The 17,422-nt window shown below is 37.7% G+C and carries 16 protein-coding genes; 10 read left to right on the top strand and 6 right to left on the bottom strand.

The window, feature by feature from the left end:
- Positions 1–65: 65 nt before the first annotated feature.
- Positions 66–980, bottom strand: a complete 915-nt coding sequence (locus ACNARN_RS01135) for a LysR family transcriptional regulator (RefSeq protein WP_198619541.1) — start codon at positions 978–980, stop codon at positions 66–68.
- 125 nt (positions 981–1,105) lie between these two features.
- Here ACNARN_RS01135 and ACNARN_RS01130 point away from each other — a divergent pair, with 125 nt between their 5' ends.
- The 3 genes from ACNARN_RS01130 (at position 1,106) to tus (ending at position 3,775) form a co-directional block, all read left to right on the top strand.
- Complete coding sequence (locus tag ACNARN_RS01130) at positions 1,106–2,389, top strand: MFS transporter (RefSeq protein ID WP_198625601.1); 1,284 nt, start codon at positions 1,106–1,108, stop codon at positions 2,387–2,389.
- Between the two features lie 109 nt (positions 2,390–2,498).
- A complete protein-coding gene (locus ACNARN_RS01125; RefSeq protein WP_198625600.1) occupies positions 2,499–2,669 on the top strand; it encodes a hypothetical protein in 171 nt (56 codons plus the stop codon).
- 176 nt (positions 2,670–2,845) lie between these two features.
- A complete protein-coding gene (gene tus, locus ACNARN_RS01120) occupies positions 2,846–3,775 on the top strand; it encodes a DNA replication terminus site-binding protein (protein ID WP_109374005.1) in 930 nt (309 codons plus the stop codon).
- An 8-nt stretch (positions 3,776–3,783) separates the two neighbouring features.
- Here the strand turns inward: tus and ACNARN_RS01115 are convergent, their stop codons facing one another.
- Together ACNARN_RS01115 and fumC are read right to left on the bottom strand one after the other, a co-directional pair.
- Positions 3,784–4,143 (bottom strand): hypothetical protein, encoded by a 360-nt coding sequence (locus ACNARN_RS01115; protein WP_198625598.1) that lies wholly within the window; start codon positions 4,141–4,143, stop codon positions 3,784–3,786.
- Between the two features lie 75 nt (positions 4,144–4,218).
- Positions 4,219–5,616 (bottom strand): class II fumarate hydratase, encoded by a 1,398-nt coding sequence (fumC, locus tag ACNARN_RS01110; RefSeq protein ID WP_198619545.1) that lies wholly within the window; start codon positions 5,614–5,616, stop codon positions 4,219–4,221.
- A 580-nt stretch (positions 5,617–6,196) separates the two neighbouring features.
- On the opposite strand from fumC, the gene ACNARN_RS01105 reads away from it, so the two are divergent.
- Entirely contained in the window at positions 6,197–7,882 is a 1,686-nt protein-coding gene (locus tag ACNARN_RS01105; protein ID WP_198619546.1) for a YdgA family protein, read from the top strand.
- A 127-nt stretch (positions 7,883–8,009) separates the two neighbouring features.
- Here ACNARN_RS01105 and ACNARN_RS01100 read toward each other — a convergent pair whose 3' ends face one another.
- Entirely contained in the window at positions 8,010–8,978 is a 969-nt protein-coding gene (locus tag ACNARN_RS01100; protein WP_198629890.1) for a VWA domain-containing protein, read from the bottom strand.
- Positions 8,979–9,642: 664 nt separating this feature from the next.
- Between ACNARN_RS01100 and add the strand changes: the two genes are divergently transcribed.
- Both add and ACNARN_RS01090 read left to right on the top strand, forming a co-directional pair.
- Entirely contained in the window at positions 9,643–10,644 is a 1,002-nt protein-coding gene (gene add / locus ACNARN_RS01095; RefSeq protein WP_416304023.1) for an adenosine deaminase, read from the top strand.
- A 134-nt stretch (positions 10,645–10,778) separates the two neighbouring features.
- Positions 10,779–11,210 carry a hypothetical protein gene (locus ACNARN_RS01090; RefSeq protein ID WP_198619549.1) on the top strand — a complete coding sequence of 144 codons (432 nt, stop codon included), beginning with the start codon at positions 10,779–10,781 and terminating at the stop codon, positions 11,208–11,210.
- 101 nt (positions 11,211–11,311) lie between these two features.
- Here ACNARN_RS01090 and ACNARN_RS01085 read toward each other — a convergent pair whose 3' ends face one another.
- Positions 11,312–12,301 carry a bile acid:sodium symporter family protein gene (locus ACNARN_RS01085; protein ID WP_198619550.1) on the bottom strand — a complete coding sequence of 330 codons (990 nt, stop codon included), beginning with the start codon at positions 12,299–12,301 and terminating at the stop codon, positions 11,312–11,314.
- Between the two features lie 22 nt (positions 12,302–12,323).
- Positions 12,324–13,367, bottom strand: a complete 1,044-nt coding sequence (locus ACNARN_RS01080; protein WP_198629889.1) for an oxidoreductase — start codon at positions 13,365–13,367, stop codon at positions 12,324–12,326.
- Between the two features lie 129 nt (positions 13,368–13,496).
- Between ACNARN_RS01080 and ACNARN_RS01075 the strand changes: the two genes are divergently transcribed.
- The 4 genes from ACNARN_RS01075 to rsxC all read left to right on the top strand — a co-directional run bounded on the left by ACNARN_RS01075 (position 13,497) and on the right by rsxC (position 17,418).
- Positions 13,497–13,964: a DUF2569 domain-containing protein gene (locus ACNARN_RS01075; protein ID WP_196533218.1), complete on the top strand. Its 468-nt coding sequence runs from the start codon at positions 13,497–13,499 to the stop codon at positions 13,962–13,964.
- A gap of 94 nt (positions 13,965–14,058) precedes the next feature.
- Positions 14,059–14,640 (top strand): electron transport complex subunit RsxA, encoded by a 582-nt coding sequence (rsxA, locus tag ACNARN_RS01070; RefSeq protein ID WP_006536930.1) that lies wholly within the window; start codon positions 14,059–14,061, stop codon positions 14,638–14,640.
- The gene (gene rsxB / locus ACNARN_RS01065; RefSeq protein ID WP_198619553.1) at positions 14,640–15,266 is read left to right on the top strand and encodes an electron transport complex subunit RsxB; all 627 of its coding nucleotides are present in this window, start codon (positions 14,640–14,642) and stop codon (positions 15,264–15,266) included. The genes rsxA and rsxB overlap by 1 nt, the downstream gene beginning before the upstream one ends.
- Positions 15,259–17,418: an electron transport complex subunit RsxC gene (gene rsxC / locus ACNARN_RS01060; protein WP_416304022.1), complete on the top strand. Its 2,160-nt coding sequence runs from the start codon at positions 15,259–15,261 to the stop codon at positions 17,416–17,418. Before rsxB ends, rsxC begins: the two co-directional genes overlap by 8 nt.
- Positions 17,419–17,422: the final 4 nt, after the last annotated feature.

Genomic DNA, 17,422 nt, shown 5'->3' with positions numbered 1-17,422 from the left:
ATGTCGTCAATTTGTAATAATTGTACAATACTTACATAAAAAGCGTGATCAAAAACACAGATAAATCAAGATTTTTGGTGATCTAAGATATTTTTTAACAGCAATTGCGTTAATCGATTCGCCGCAGCAGGAATAGTTCGTTTATTATGTGAAACTAACCAAACTTCAGAGAACGCTTGAGAATTTGCAAAGTGTAGATAGTGCACTCCATCAACTTTCATTCGCGTAAATGATTTTGTCACAATAGAAATACCAAGCCCTGCTGCAACTAGCCCTAAAATTGTCATGGCTTCACCCGCTTCTTGTGCAATAGTTGGCGTAATTCCTGACAGACTAAGTAACTGAATAATCTCATCATAAAGTGCCGTACCAACATCTCTCTCAAAGAAAACAAAAGGATATTGCCCAATATCTTGAATATTGACCCCCGTTTCTTTGTAAGCAAGCAGTGGATGCCCTTCATAAACCGCTAATATAAAAGGCTCACGAAACAATAGCTGGTGGTGCAAATTTTCGGGTAATGTTGTGTTTCGCATGATCCCTAGATCAATACGCCCCGTTAGTAACGGCGATATCTGTTGTTTTGTATTCATTTGATGCATATGAATACCGACTTCTGGATAGTTTTCTCTAAACTGTCGCAAACTCAAGGTGACTAAATGCATAAAAGGCGTTGTTGAGGTAAAACCAATTGAAATTTCACCTAATTCACCTTTTTCCATTCTAGCGGCGCGCGTTGCGGCTGCGTTGACCTGCGCCATAATTTGATACGACTCTTTTAAAAACATTTGTCCTGCGGGTGTTAACGAAACAGAACGGTTTGTTCGCTCTAAAAGTCTAGCGCCTATTTCACCTTCAAGTGCTTGTATTTGTTGGCTTAAAGGAGGTTGAGAAATATTCAATCTTTCTGCTGCTTTACCAAAGTGAAGCTCTTCTGCAACAGCAATAAAGTAACGTAAATGTCTAAGTTCAATATTCATATTTCTCTCATGTCGCCATTGATACTTTAAAAGTCTTATTTCTAATGATTAATATATTAGACAAAAAAATCAAATATTTCTAACATTGACATAAATCAAATTTAAGTAATGGAAGTTTAATCAATATGGATACTCACGAAATAGACAGTAAAAGTATGAGCTTAGGCACTGATATTTCAGACAATACACCAAGTATAGAAAAGCCTGCTCAACACCAATCTAACCCTAAACACTATATTCAACGTGATGATGCACTGTATATAAAAGTGACAGTGTCATTTTTTATGGTCGGTTTAGCGACATTCGCCTTACTCTATTTTGTGCAACCCATATTACCGGTGTTATCTAACGAATTTTCCGTCAGCCCAGCAACCAGTAGTTTAGCTCTCTCACTTTCAACCGCTTTAATGGCATGTGGATTATTAATCACTGGCCCACTTTCAGACGCCTTTGGTCGTAAGAATGTCATGGTTATCGCACTGTTTTGCGCCGCATTTTTTACATTATTAAGTGCGACAATGAATAGCTGGACAGGTATTTTAATTACGCGAGCTTTAGTTGGACTTTCATTAAGTGGCGTTGCAGCAGTAGCAATGACGTATTTAAGTGAAGAAATTCACCCTGCTTATCTCGCATTATCAATGGGGTTATATATTAGCGGAAACTCTATTGGAGGAATGAGCGGGCGCGTTATTACAGGGGTACTAAGTGATTATTATTCTTGGCGTTTATCCGTTGTTATTCTCGGTATTTTTGCCCTTTTTGCTGCAATTACTTTCTGGAAGATATTACCAGCTTCACAGCACTTTAGGCCGACAGCATTAAAACCTCGCAATCTTCTTATAACGACTAAATTGCATTTTAGAGATAAAGGGCTGCCTTTGTTATTTATTGAAGGTGGTTTATTAATGGGTGGTTTTGTTACTTTATTTAACTATATCGGCTATCGTTTATTAGACGCACCCTATTCATTAAGTCAAACTACTGTGGGTCTGATTTCTATCGTCTATTTAAGTGGTACTTATAGCGCATCCAAAGCTGGCTTATTAACCACTAAATACGGTTTAGGCAAAGTCTTTATTGCTGGAATTTCAATGATGTTAATTGGCATATTGATTACTTTGATTGAATCACTGCCCGTTATCTTTATTGGGATGCTTATCTTAACGACAGGTTTCTTTGCTGCACATGCAGTCGCAAGTAGTTGGGTTGGCCGTCGCGCTAAACGAGGAAGAGCCCAAGCCTCTTCACTTTATCTTTTTACTTACTATGCGGGATCTAGCCTTGCAGGTACAGTGGGCGGATTATTCTGGGTGAGTTTTGGCTGGCTTGGTGTAGGGTTATTTATTGCCCTTTTAATGTTAACAGCCTTATTAATAGCATTACACTTAAACAAAGTTGCCCAGTAATTTATTGATAATTAACAAAGTTCAAAAGCAGGTTAACGCGGTTTAATGTTGTCGATTTTGCACTCCCTTCTTAAGGTATAAACTTATTCTTTAAGAAGGAATTACGATTATGGCTATTATAAAACTATCTATTACCCTGCTATTTCTCTTTTTTACATCTCTTACAAATGCATTTACAGAACAGTGCCCACCAACAAAACCAGATTGTAGTGTTATTGATGGAACGTTAATACAGTCGAATGAAAAACAAACTAGCTTTGATTTAAAAACCATCAAATAATCCCTTTTTAGGAAAAATATCATCCCAATATGCCCTTTTCACGATATACTGTATAAATAAACAGTGTATCGTGTTTTTGGAATTTATCGCTGTTAGGCGATGTACTTTTCACTGAAGCTAATGTATTGTTTTAAACAAAGGCTAGTTGTATGTTGTAACTAAATAAGGATGTTAAGATGAATCGATATGATTTAATTGAGCAATTCAATCTCTGTTTTCAGCAATTAGAAATTGAAATTAAAAAACTAACTGATGTGTTGAAAAATTTAACTTTATTACCATCAGCAGTATTTGAATTACCTGAAGTGAGTAAAGAAGAGGAACATGATGAGGTTGTTCGCGTTACGGTGTCACCTTGCTATAATGAGGAAGCTAGAGATCTCACTTTAAAGCTAATGGCGAATCTTTTTATTTATGACAATGCACCGCACATCAGTAGTAAGCGCGCTATTCGTTTACCCGGAGTGCTTTGCTTTAGTACAGATAATCAAACATTTAAGTCTGTAAAAAAACAAGTTGAGCAAATTAATTTATTAAAAAAACAGCTTTCCGATATTGTTACTAAAGAGTCTGGTATATCGAAGGAAGAGCGTTTTGATTTCGTCCATAATCAACTAAAAGGCTTAATTACGCTCAATGCTTATCGTACCCTCACCCTATTGTCTGATCCAGATACAGTGCGTTTTGGTTGGGCGAATAAGAATATTATTAAGAATTTAACGCGTAACGATGTTTTGACTCAATTAGAGAAAAGTCGCGAAGCCAATCGTGCAGTCCCCCCTTATACTAGTGAACAATGGGCAGAACGTCTGGATAAAGAGATCATCACTCTTTCTCAATTACCTGAAAATACAAAATTAAAAATAAAGCGACCTGTCAAAGTGCAACCTATTGCGCGGGTTTGGTATTCAGAACTTCAAAAACAAGTGCAATATGCGTGTCCTTTGCCTTTATTAGCTTTCTATATTGATAAAGAGAGCGACTTTAAACCCGTTATAGGCGAACTTCCTGATTATGATGCCGATAACATTCAAATTCGCCATCGCCCTAAAGCTAAAAAGCTGCAATTAATTATTCCAAGAATGCATTTGTATATTGAAAAATAGAGAATATCTTATTTTTCAATAAGTTTAATTGAGCTTCCTTGAAGGATTTGCTGAAGATAATCATTAAGCTGAACAAAATGATTGTCTTCAATATCTAAATGGATTGTTATCATCACATTGTTTTTTAATGCAAGGATAATATTTTTTCGATCAAGGGTAATTTTTTCGAGCGTATTAATGGCTTCAATATCAGATAAATGGGTCATTAAACCAATTGAGTTATCTATATCTTCATCTTCTTCATCAAATCTTGAAAGAATAATGAAATGATCAGGAGAAACAGCATCATCCCCTATTCCGATAATGGTGACATCATCTTCGACATAGCAATTAACTTCTGTCGCAGTAAACGTAATTTCTTCAGTCATTATTTTTCCTATAAGATCTAAAAATCCCGCCATTATAGCGGGATTTAATATCGGTTAAATAAGTGTATTTAACACTTATTTTTTCATGCTACCAACCATATCTTCTGGACGAACCCAGCTATCGAATTCTTCCGATGTCAGATAGTTCAGCTTCAATGCAGATTCTTTTAGCGTTAAGCCTTCTTTATGCGCTTTCTTAGCAATTTCAGCGGCTTTATCGTAACCGATATGAGTATTTAACGCAGTAACTAGCATCAATGATTCATGCAGTAGTTTATTAATACGTTCACGGTTTGGCTCAATACCAATTGCACAGTGCTCATTGAAACTACGCATACCATCAGCCAATAAACGGACTGATTGTAAGAAGTTATCAATGATCATTGGGCGATAAACGTTCAGTTCAAAGTTACCTGATGCGCCACCAATATTAATAGCAACGTCATTACCCATAACTTGAGCACATAACATTGTTAATGCTTCACATTGTGTTGGGTTAACTTTACCTGGCATGATTGAACTACCTGGTTCGTTTTCAGGGATAGCGATTTCGCCAATACCACAACGAGGGCCAGAAGCTAACCAACGCACGTCGTTAGCAATCTTCATTAATGATGCAGCTAAACCTTTCAATGCACCGTGTGAATGAACTAATGCATCACAAGTTGCTAATGCTTCAAATTTATTAGGAGCCGTTACAAAAGGCTGGCCAGATAATTCAGCGATACGCTTAGCAACGCGAACAGCATATTCTGGATGGGTATTTAACCCCGTACCCACTGCTGTACCACCGAGCGCTAATTCACAAACATGAGGAACGGAATCATTGATATGTTTGATGCTGTGCTCAAGCATAGCAGCCCAACCAGAGATCTCTTGACCTAATGTCAGTGGTGTCGCATCTTGCAGGTGAGTACGACCAATTTTAACGATATCATGGAAAGCTTCTGCTTTCTCTTTGAATACTTTCAGCAGTGATTTTAATTCTGGCAGTAAATCCTGACGTAATGCAATAACAGCAGCGACATGCATGGCAGTTGGGAACACATCATTTGAACTTTGACTTTTGTTAACATCATCATTCGGATGGATTTTGCGTTCCATGCCACGGATACCACCAAGTATCTCACTACCACGGTTAGCTAACACTTCATTCATATTCATGTTTGATTGAGTGCCAGAACCGGTCTGCCAGATTGCTAATGGGAATTCAGTTGGGTGTTTACCTGCAAGCACTTCATCTGCAGCGGCGATAATTGCATCAGCGCGCTCTTTTGGTAATAAACCTAAATCCATGTTAACACCAGCGGCTGCTTTCTTCGTGATAGCAAGCGCATGGATAAGTGCAACAGGCATTTTTTCAACTGAAATACGGAAGTGTTCAAGAGAACGCTGCGTTTGAGCTCCCCATAACTGGTCAGCAGGTACTTCGATTTGCCCCATTGAGTCTTTTTCAATGCGAGTGGCTGCCATTTCAATCTCCTTAAGTACACAGAATAATTGATTAATTCCGAATCACTTTCTAGTAAATAACTCGGATACCAGTATCATGCCATAAACAGAATAATAAATATGAGAGCTAAAGCGAGCTTATGAAATTTATAACAGAATGAAATCTGTTGATTTTTTTAGAAAAATACGGTTGGCGACCTTATTTCATTGCCAACATTATTATTTAAGCTTTCATATTTATATCCATACTTATTATGAGCCTTTATTATTCATCATAAATAGAATTACATCACAATTAAATATTGTCTAAATTGAAAAAAGAGTAAAAAAAGATGTTTTTAATGCTTATTTTATTTACCTTATAAATCATATTCATTTTGCTTTAAACTCATTATGTTAGCGAGTAACTAAGTAAGTTCTGATTGCGATTTTATTCCACTAAATCTATATTTACGGTTAATATAGATGGCGATGTACATATGTGGATTATCTATATTTAAATTTAGTAAAATTTATCACCAATTTATCGGGTTGTTTAAGGGTTACAAAACAACCTTTATAACGTACATCGCCGGATGTACACAGAGGATGGACTAGAATTATGAAGAAATCGCTTGTCGCTGTTGGTGTTATCGTCGCACTGGGTGTTGTTTGGACTGGTGCGTCGTGGTACATGGGCAGCAAAATTGAAAGTCGCTTACAGGAAGAAACGAAACTAGCTAATGTCCAATTAGCGCAACTTGCTAAAAATGCACAATTTGGCGCTGATGTTAAACTTGAAATTCGTGACTATAAGAAAGGGGTTTTTACCTCTAATGCAGACTTTGCTGTCGTGATTTCAAAAGATGCTAGTGATGCAGACCAAGAGAAAAAAGTAGAAGAAGTTATCTTCACTACCGATATTGATCATGGTCCATTCCCTCTTTCTGATCTGGCTAAGTTTAATTTAGCACCCAAATTAGCAGCAATGAATAATACGTTAGTCAACAATGATACAACGAAAGAATTATTCAAACTGACTAAAGAGAAATCTATTTTTGATATCCATACTTCTTTAGCATTCGATGGTGGAGTTTCAGGTGAAGCGAAACTAAATCCTATCGATTTTACTGAAAATGGTGACACCGTTAAAACGACGCCTCTAACGGTTGAATTCTCATCAGATAAAGATGCAACAAACTTCACAACCAAAGTTAAAGGTGACCAAGTTGTTGTGACTAAAGAAGGTGAAGAAACTTTCACAATTAAAAATATCGCGGGTTCTGTTGCAGGAACAAAAGTTAATAACGATCAATACTTATTTAATGAGCAGTTATTAAGTTTTGCTGAAATTGCACATACCAGTAAAGACAAAGCGTCTGATTTCTCGCTGAAAGATTTTTCTCTGACAACCAAAAGTGATATCAAAGATAAGCTCTTTAACATCTCTCAAACTTATTACTTTAAGTCACTAAATGTTGCAGGATTCGAATTTGGTGCAGGTAAATTTGGCTATTCAATTGATAAAGCTGATCCAGATGCTATGTTGTTATTAACCAAAGTTTATAACAACTCATTGTTACCGTGGAATAAAAATCATTTCGATAGTTCAGAAATGGTTGAACAAGCCGTTCGTGATGTTCTGGAAAAAGGCTTAGTTTTCCGTATCGATGAAGCCTCTTTAACAAATAAAAGCGGTGCAAGTAAGTTAGCCTTTAACTTAGACTTAAATGCTTTTAACGTTAAAGTATTAGAAAGCCAAGAGAAATCACCAGCAGAGTTATTTAACTATCTGTTTAAAAACATTGATTTCAATGTTGATTTATCTCTTCCAATGTTAGCTGAATTCCGTAACACCACTCAATATCTTGATGCGGCTCGTTACCAAGAAACCGCATTAACAGATGAAGATAAAAAAGAGATCGAAGCAACAACAGCGGCTGATATTGAACAGTTAAAAACTGAGCTACAGCAAAATATCAACCAAATTTCTCAAGACGAGAAAGATGCATTACCACTGATGTTACTGGCTCAAGATGGTAACGCATTAAACATGAAACTGAACTATGCTGCTGATAAATTTACCATGAATGGTAAAACTTATACTTTTGATGAATTTATGGAAGTGACCCAAGCTCCTCAAATGTTAGGTTTAGCAGCAATGTTATTCGGTATGGGCGCATCATCTTATGATTACGATGATTCTGATTATTCAGAAGAAGGTTATCAAGAAGAAATCACTGAAGATCCAGCTATTATCGAAGAACAAGAAATCTTAATTCCTGAGCAACCAGCACAAGCTCAATAATTAACTTTTTGTTAGAACGGTACGTTGTTAAAATAATCATCGGTTAAAACAATAATCTGGTAAAAAATAAATAAACACCCCATTTGTGAATAACATAATGGGGTGTTTTTTTAGCATCGTATTTTAATTAACAATCGCGATCTCTAACCAGAATATGGTGATTGTTCCATTCCTCTTTGCAACAAGAATCAATGGCTTTATTAACTATTCCAGCAAGCGTATTTACTGTTGACATAATAGACGTGAATTGTGCGCAGACCTGACTACAGCTAGATGTTTTTTCATTCGGCTTAGGAATGTTCGGTAGTGTCAAACTATCACAGAGAATTTCTTGTAATACTAAAGAGAAATTCGCAATGCCTGTGGTGTAAATATACGAGCGTCCCCCTGTTTGCTCCGCTAAACGTATATACTCTTTTGTTACGCGATCTCTATCAGCCACACTTGGGAAACGATCGAGGTTCGTTGCACTATCGTCTGGCGTTCCTTGGTAGGTATATACTTTGACTTTTTCTTGTTGGGCAACAGCAATCGCTTCGTCATTTTTTATCTTTGCCGCGTTGGTCAATATACCTCCGCCACCTTCCATACCTTCATCACCCAAAACAAAAACAGCACGACGAGCACCATCACGCCAATCAAAATGCTTACTTAAATCAATCACTGCACGACATAAATCTTCTTTATTACCCGCGTGATCACGCCCATCAGCCTCTTTAAAAGGCTTTCTTGCCTGTAAGCGACTTTCAGGTACGCCTAGCGCTTTTAAATAGTCACTAGCTGATTGATCAAATTTAGTATCATCCCATGTACCTTCAATACCTAAAAAAGTCACCCGAAGTTTTGATGGGCAATTTTCCAGTGCTTTTTGTATTGCAATATCAATATCTTTACTTAAATCTGACGACTCATCAGACATAGAACCACTGGTATCAATCACGACAACTAAATCTAACGCAATCGTGCCATCACCCGTAACGACTTGTGAGCCATAACTAAGATTATTTGCGGATGAAGGCGGAAGTATTTTGGACATTAATTGGTGTTGTATATTATCATTTTTCTTTTCAAAACTAAAATCAGAATTCTCATTCATATTATATGCCTTAATTTAAAATAATTAGGTTTCTATTAAAAAATCATTGTGGAAATAATTACATTCAGTTGAATATATTTATTTAACAGCAATCTATTATGGCGTTAATTCCCTATTCTTTACCCCTTATTTAATAAAAGAGATATTTTATTTTTTAGTTCTATTTTATTTATATAAATTCAAGAAAAAACAAACTTTGTTATTTTTATAAAAATAATCTTTTCATTCTTTATTCAATTGCTTTAACCCGTGACAAACAAGCCACCTATTAAAGCAAACCATAACAAAATGATATTTCAGTTATTTTTTTATTCATTTCCCCCTTTCAAACCTATCAAAATAACTGATAAGACATTTCAATTATAATGATAAATATTTTTAAACTTAATTTTTAATGTATCAATTAACCTGATAATACACGTCAATTACATTGAATATTGTAGCTAATAAATAAACACGTCTTTTTCCCATTTTTTATTTTTTAACTTAAAATTGAGAAAAAACTGCATTTTCAGTTTTAAAAATAGCCAATTTAAGTTTATTTATTAGTGAATAAAATAAAAATCAGTCATAATTATCTGCAACTCATTTATATTTACCCGATTATAAGAAAATCACTATAAACGATAGATTTTCATTATTTCTATTAAAAGGAAAATAACGCGTGATTGACACACAGTTGCCTTTAACCGATTTACATCGCCATTTAGATGGTAATATCCGCCCTCAAACTATTTTAGAGTTAGCAAAACAACATAATATTGCGCTACCAGCTTATGAATTAGAAGCATTGCGCCCTCATGTACAAATTACAAAAAATGAGCCAAGCCTTGTTAGCTTTTTACAAAAATTAGATTGGGGTGTGGCGGTTTTAGCTGATTTAGACGCATGTCATCGTGTTGCTTATGAAAACGTAGTAGATGTGGTTAATGCTGGTATCGATTACGCTGAGCTGCGATTCTCACCTTATTATATGGCAATGAAACATCAATTACCGGTTGAAGGTGTCGTGGAAGCCATTGTTGATGGTGTACAAAGCGCACGACAATCACACGATGTAGATGTTCGTTTAATCGGTATTTTAAGCCGTACCTTTGGTGAAAACGCCTGCCAACAAGAATTAAATGGCTTACTAAAACATCAAGATAAAATTACAGCGCTTGATTTAGCCGGTGATGAATTAGGTTTTCCTGGTCATTTATTCCAACCTCATTTTAATCGTGCTCGTGATACTGGCTGGAATATTACGGTTCATGCTGGTGAAGCGGCGGGTGCAGAAAGTATCTGGCATGCCATTAAAGAATTGGGTGCAAGTCGTATTGGTCATGGTGTTAAAGCGATTGAAGATCCACGCTTAATGGATTACCTTGCCGAGCATCAAATTGGTATTGAGTCTTGCTTAACGTCAAATATTCAAACTAGTACTATCAATTCGTTAGCAGAGCATCCTTTAAAAACATTTTTAGAGCATGGCATTATTGCCTCTCTTAATACCGATGATCCTGCGGTTGAGGGTATTGAGCTAAAACACGAATATACCGTTGCGGCGCCTGCTGCTGGATTAACGCCAGAGCAAATCCGCCAAACACAGATTAATGGCTTAAGAATGGCATTTATTAGCCAAGCAGAACGTGACGCATTAATTAAGAAAGTAAGCTCACGTTAATATTTGATCGCTTTTTGATTAAAACCACCTGTTTATCAGGTGGTTTTTTATATTTATTGAAAATGGATGGAATGATTAATGGCTCTTAGGCTAGAATTAATTTTCAAGGGGCTATTAATCATTAAGGAAAAGCTATGTGGAATATTCATCCGACAAGAGGTCAATATAAATTATTAGCACAATATCTATCACCAATTGATGCTTCTATTGAAGCAGGTTTTCTTCAATCAGAAGGCATTGATGCGATCCTTTTAGATGAAAATATTGTTTGGAATAACCAAGTTTATGCTCAAGCGACTGGGGGGGTAAAATTACTCGTCAACTATAAAGAATTTGAGCAAGCACAGACAATGCTTAATGAACTTTACCAAGGCAAATATAATATCAACGATCAGTTAGAACCCATCGATTGTGAATTAAAGGTTGATGTGAAAAATAATAAATCTGACTATTTAAATATGGGGCTTGTATTTTTAGTCTTTTTTACACTGGGTTTAGCCCTTCCGTTTAAATCAAAATATCAATCGCTATCAGACAAAAAAGAGAATAAAGAAAAAGCTCAATAAATAAAAAAGCACCGATTAATTGTTAAATCGATGCCGTTTTTCCTAATGAACCCAATAATCAATATTCACTTAACGTTATTGTATCCACCAGCTTAAATTCATTATTTTTTCTCTGCTCTTTTACCTTGATTGGCATAGCGCTGCGCTAACACAGCACAAACCATTAATTGGATCTGATGGAATATCATTAATGGCAATAACATTACCCCAACAGTTGCTGCTGGAAATAACACATTCGCCATAGGCACACCATTTGCTAAGCTCTTTTTAGATCCACAAAAAACAATAGTGATTTCATCTTCTTTATTAAAACCAAGCAATCTTGCACTGTACACGTTCACAAAAATAACAATCGCTAACAGAATACAACTCACTCCTGCAATCGTTAATAGTGACCAACCGTCAATTTTATGCCAGATCCCTTCAACAACCGCCTCACTAAACGCCACATAAACCACCAGCAAAATAGAAGAACGATCCGTTCTATTAACTAATTTCTTATGCTTATCAACCCAACGACCAATTAAAGGGCGTGATAAGTGACCAATAATAAAAGGCACCATCAATTGCAGTAAGATCGATTGAATCGCCCCAGCAGTATCAAAATCATTCGCAGAGCCTTGCGTTTGCATTAAAAAACCGACTAATACGGGTGAAAGAAAAACACCCAGAATACTAGATGCAGATGCACTACAAATAGCAGCTGCGACATTTCCCCCTGCCACAGAAGTAAAGGCAATGGCAGATTGAACCGTCGCTGGTAACGCACAAAGATATAAAAAACCCATATAGACAGTGGGTGACATCCATTCGGGCACAATAACTTGTAATCCGAGCCCCAAAATAGGGAAAAGAATAAAGGTACTGGTAAATACAGTAAGATGTAAACGCCAATGTCCAAGTCCTGCTAATATCGCCTCTCTAGAAAGCTTCGCACCATGCAAGAAGAACAGCAATGCTATCGCACCGGTCGTAAGATATTGGAACAAGACTTTAATATCACCTTGTGCGGGTAGTAGCGTTGCTAGCGTCACCACACAAATCATTATCATGAGAAAAGGATCGAGTTTTAATTTTTGCCACCAAGACATTAGATTTAGCGCTCCCTTTGGCTTATAGCGTAATAGTTTGTTTTAAACGATTAGAAATTTCGCCAGCTTCAATCAAACGCATAATGGCTGTTGCTTGTATTGGCGTAACAGGGTTTTCTTCACCCAATGTAATTGCACGATAAATTTGTTGGTAATAAGCGGGGTAATCACCAGAGAGTGTTGCCAGTGTTGTTGTCTCTAACTCTCCAGAATCTGACAGTGTTGTTAATTCACCATCACTATTATCCATTCCCCAATTATATGTTTGGTTAGGAAGATAACCTGCTTTTAAGGCATCTTCTTGGGTATCTAAACCATACTTAACATAACTTCCTTTTGTCCCATGAATAGCAAAAATAGGTGTTGGAGACGCAACTAACATAGAAGCATGAAGAACAACTCTAAGATTTTCATATTCTAGTAATGCATGAAAGTAATCGGCATTTTTTGCATTAGGGCGTAACTGAGCAATATCAGCAGTAATCGCTTTAGGTTCACCAAATAAACAAATCGCTTGGTCAAGAACATGAGGAGCGAGATCGTACCAAAGCCCGCCTCCAATTCCGGCATCTTCTCGCCAACGTTGACGTACAGTTGGGCGAAAACGATCAAAATGCGCTTCGTATGCACTAACTTCACCGAGTGTTTTATCAGCTAAAAGCTTTTTAACGGTTAAAAAGCCTGAATCCCAACGACGATTATGAAAGACGGAAAGAAGTTTACCAGCATCTGTTGCTTGCTGAGTTAATTTTTCAGCTTCTTCCAGTGTCAGTGTAAACGGTTTATCAACAATAACATGTTTACCTTTTGCCAGAGCCTGTGAAGCCAGTGAATAGTGAGTATTATTTGGCGTTGGAATAATGATTAAGTCTATTGAGGGATCATTAATAAGTGCTTGAGGATCTGCATAAACCGTAATGTGAGGAAAATCTTGTTTAACTTTATTTTCATCAGAGCTTGAAATTGCACTAAGATTTAAGCCTTCGGTTGTTGTTATTAGCGGAGCATGAAAGGTTTTACTTGCATAGCCATATCCGATAATTCCAACATTGAGTTTAATTGTCATCACCCTATCCTATTTTTATATGTTTTTTTATTAACAAAAATCACTTTCACTTTTGTAGCTAAATAAATAATAACAAAGTTTGTGATAATATCTCGTTTAGTTCTGTACACAGGTAGGAATAATTAATTAATGAAATTTGATCTCAAAGCAAACACGTCGAATAACCATTCAGGCAAAGCGCCGATTACAGGATGGTTGCTTGCGCCATTGGCGTATATGATTTTGTCGATTATTGGCTCTGGATTGATGTCAGTTCTCTATGTTATTAAATATTTTTCAGATTTTTCGATCCTCCACCAGCTTCCTTTTCATTTGATCTCTAGTTGGTATCTTTCTGCATTAACAACATGGGTGATGTTTGCCTTTACGTTATATCTGTTAAGACAATTTTTTTATCGCGCTCAAAATTTTCCACGACTATTTATTTTGTGGTTATTGATTAACTTACTCTTAGCCATTAAAAGCTTTGGTTTTGCTCCTGTTGACGATCAAACAGCGTTAAAATCCCTTCTATGGTCGGTCTTCTCGACAGTCTGTTTTGTGCCTTATATCAAGTATGCTAAGCGTGTTCGTGAAACTTTCACACAACTTCGATAACTTCACACCTTTACCCTTGATATTATATACGCTTGTTTAGCCTCTTTATTTCTGGAGGCTTTTTGTTTCTCTGTTTAACAATTTTGGCATAACAATGACTGATTACTTGCTTCTATTCGTCGGCACCGTATTGGTGAATAACTTTGTACTCGTCAAATTCCTGGGTTTATGCCCATTTATGGGTGTATCAAAAAAATTAGAAACCGCGATTGGTATGGGATTTGCGACGACCTTTGTTATGACACTCGCCTCGATTAGTTCTTGGCTGATGGATAATTTTATTTTAGTCCCTTTGGACTTACTTTATTTACGCACACTGAGCTTTATCTTAGTTATTGCAGTAGTTGTACAATTCACTGAAATGGTCGTAAGAAAAACAAGCCCGACACTCTATCGTTTGTTAGGGATCTTCTTACCTTTAATTACCACAAACTGTGCCGTCTTAGGTGTTGCGTTATTAAATATCAATCAAGCCCACACCTTTATGCAATCTGCCGTTTATGGTTTTGGTGCAGCCGTCGGTTTCTCTCTTGTAATGGTATTATTTGCCGCCATTAGAGAACGATTAGCGGTCGCCAATGTACCCGCGCCATTTAAAGGTGCTTCAATCGGTTTAATTACCGCAGGTTTAATGTCTCTTGCCTTTATGGGTTTTAGTGGTTTGGTGAAACTGTAATGAATTCTTTATGGATAGCAATTGGCGTACTGGGTGCGCTAGGTCTTATCTTTGGGCTAATTTTGGGCTATTCCGCACGTCGTTTTAAAGTGGAAGAAGATCCTATTGTCGAAAAAATTGACGCGATATTACCACAAAGCCAATGCGGACAATGTGGTCATCCTGGTTGTCGTCCTTATGCCGATGCAGTCGCAAACAATGGTGAAATGATTAACCGTTGTGCGCCGGGTGGCGAACAAGTGATGTTAAAAATCGCGGAGTTGATGGGTGTTGATCCTCAACCGCTTGATGGTGACGAAGAAGCATTAAATCCAATTAGAAAAGTCGCCTTAATCGATGAAGATAACTGCATAGGATGTACTAAGTGTATTCAAGCATGCCCTGTTGATGCCATTGTGGGCGCAACACGAGCTATGCACACCGTTATTGAAGACTTATGTACGGGCTGTGACTTATGTGTTCCTCCTTGCCCTACTGATTGTATAACCTTGATTCCTGTCAAAGTCACAACCTCGAACTGGAAATGGGATTTAAACACAATCCCTGTTAAAAACATTCCAGCAGAGCCTGAAGAAACACCTGAAGATGAACCGTCATTAAAGGCGGAGGATAGCGCTCATGTTTAATCTCTTTTCGTTATTTAAAAAAGATAAAATCTGGGATTTTAAAGGCGGTATTCATCCTCCTGAAATGAAATTACAGTCAAGTCGTACACCCATACGTATAGCGCAATTACCTGATGAAGTCATTATTCCTATTCATCAGCACTTAGGTGTACCGGGTCAACTTTGTGTCAGCGTAGGTGAGCATGTATTAAAAGGCCAACCCTTAACAAAAGGAGTTGGCAGAACATTACCTGTACATGCATCTATCTCTGGTACCGTTACGGCAATAGAACCTTTTCCAAGTGCTCACCCTTCTGGCTTACCTGAAATTGCAGTAAGGATCCAATCTGATGGTAAAGATGAATGGAGAGAGAAATCACCTATCATTAATTACCAGTTAGAAAGCAGAGAAACATTACTTAGCCGTATTCATGAAGCTGGTATTGCAGGATTAGGCGGTGCGGGATTCCCAACGGCATCAAAATTAAAAGGTGGTGGCGATCTCGTTAAAACACTGATCATCAATGCAGCAGAATGTGAACCTTATATCACCGCTGACGATCGCTTAATGCAAGAACACGCTGATGAAGTAATTGCTGGATGTCAGGTATTAATTCACCTTCTCTCCCCTGATGAAGTATTAATTGGTATTGAAGATAACAAGCCTGAAGCCATTGAGGCATTAAAACAGGCATTAAACGCGATGCCCGATGAAAAACGTATTTTCATTCGTGTTATCCCAACAAAATACCCATCAGGTGGCGCTAAACAACTTACCAAGATCTTAACGGGTAAAGAAGTTCCATCGGGAGGTCGTTCATCTGACATTGGCGTTTTGATGCAAAACGTAGGTACTGTTGTCGCGATCAAACGCGCAATTATCGATGATGAACCTTTAATTGAGCGTGTCGTCACCGTTACAGGTAATGGCGCCAAAACACCGGGTAACTTCTGGGCACGTTTAGGTACACCGATTTACTCGTTATTAAAACAAGCGGGCTTTGTAGCAGGCTCTGAACAAATGGTGATTATGGGTGGGCCATTAATGGGCTTTACCTTACCAGACTTAAATGCCCCTGTTGTTAAGATAACGAACTGCCTACTTATCCCTTCAGCTGAAGAGATGGATACAGATAACCTTGAAGAAGCCTGTATCCGTTGTGGCCATTGTGTTGATGCTTGCCCTAGTGGTTTATTACCTCAACAACTTTACTGGTTTAGTAAAGGTAAAGAGCATGAGAAAGCGCAACAACATAATTTATTTGATTGTATTGAGTGTGGTGCATGTGCGTTTGTTTGCCCAAGTAATATTCCACTAGTTCAATACTACCGCCAAGAAAAAGCAGAAATACGTGAAATTGATGCGGAAGCAAAACGCGCGACTGAAGCCAAAGCACGTTTTGAAGCGAAAAAAATACGTATGGAGCGAGAAAAACTTGAACGTGAAGCAAGACATCAACGTGCCGCAGTTAAACTTGACGATGAAGAGCACAGTGAAGTTCAATCCGCACTTTCTCGCGTAAAAGCGAAACAAAGTATCGGCAAAATTATTTCTGTTAAAGCAGGTGAAGAGCCAGATAATGCAGCCGCTATTGCCGCACGTAAAAAACGTAAAGAAGAAGTCAGAGCAAAACAGGCTGCTAAATTAGCACAGCAAAAAACACTAGAAGCGTCAAGTGAAAATACAGCGAGTGAGAGCGAAGATGCTGACCCACGTAAAGCCGCTGTCGCTGCCGCATTGGCTCGTGTTAAAGCTAAGAAAGCTCAACAAGCTGCTGAAGCCATATCAACCGTAGAAACCCCAATTGAAAACATCGAGGCTGAAGAAGTTGATCCTCGTAAGGCTGCTGTCGCTGCCGCACTGGCTCGTGTTAAAGCTAAGAAAGCTCAACAAGCTTCTCAATCATCAACCGTAGAAGCGCCTGTTCAAAGTGCTGAAGCGGAAGATGTCGATCCGCGCAAAGCCGCTGTCGCTGCCGCATTGGCTCGTGTTAAAGCTAAGAAAGCTCAACAAGCTTCTCAATCATCAAGCGTAGAAGCGCCTGTTCAAAGTGCTGAAGCGGAAGATGTCGATCCGCGCAAAGCCGCTGTCGCTGCCGCAATTGCCAGAGTAAAAGCCAAAAAAGAAGCCGAACAACGTCGAGCTAATAAAGAAGAAGTTACCTTGGATTAATCAC

This window comes from Proteus sp. TSJ240517, assembly GCF_047921575.1.
Taxonomy (GTDB): domain Bacteria; phylum Pseudomonadota; class Gammaproteobacteria; order Enterobacterales; family Enterobacteriaceae; genus Proteus.
The sequence above is the reverse complement of the archived record's forward strand: the minus strand, read 5'-3'. Positions and strand labels throughout refer to the sequence as shown.